Genomic DNA, 598 nt, shown 5'->3' with positions numbered 1-598 from the left:
AGGCTGAGCAGATCCGTGCCCAGGCCGTACGCGCACCTGCGACGCAGACCCCAGATCCATTGCACATGATGGGTGCACTCGACCTCAACCTGGCGCTGGCATGCACGCGCCCGGCTTTCAGCGGCTCTCCGCTTCGTGGCGCCGTCGAACTGCTGCTGCTGGGAGTGGTTCTCGCGCCGGCCATCTCGATAGGTCAACCCTGGAGCCGACCTGCGCGAGTCACTGAGCTACCAGTGCGCGAATCCAAAACCTGGCCAGGCGGCGGACACATGCCAACGGCCATCGGATCTACAGAGGCTGGCAGGTCGTCGTTGCCGCGCAACCTCACGGAAACCGGCAAGGGCCTCCTGCCTTTGATCTCACGCAACAATCTGGTTGCCTACCAGACGGTGGGGGACCTGGATCGGGCCATCCCCCTCTACAAGGCTGCACTCACTGCCTTCGAGCGGGTGCTCGGTACTGACCATCCCGACACCCTTAACTGCCGCAGCAACCTCGCCGGCGCCTACCAGACGGTGGGGGACCTGGATCGGGCCATCCCCCTCTACAAGGCTGCACTCACTGCCTTCGAGCGGGTGCTCGGTACTGACCATCCCGA

Annotated in this window: 1 protein-coding gene; it reads left to right on the top strand. The window is 64.5% G+C overall.

What is annotated here, in order from left to right; genetic code table 11:
• Positions 1-65 precede the first annotated feature (65 nt).
• The coding region (locus ACIBI5_RS54010) for a tetratricopeptide repeat protein (RefSeq protein WP_397259583.1) at positions 66-598 on the top strand (533 nt) is incomplete at its 3' end.

It is taken from the genome of Nonomuraea sp. NPDC050540, assembly GCF_044457485.1.
Taxonomy (GTDB): domain Bacteria; phylum Actinomycetota; class Actinomycetes; order Streptosporangiales; family Streptosporangiaceae; genus Nonomuraea.
Note: the sequence above shows the minus strand (reverse complement) of the source record. Positions and strands in the feature narration are given on the sequence as shown.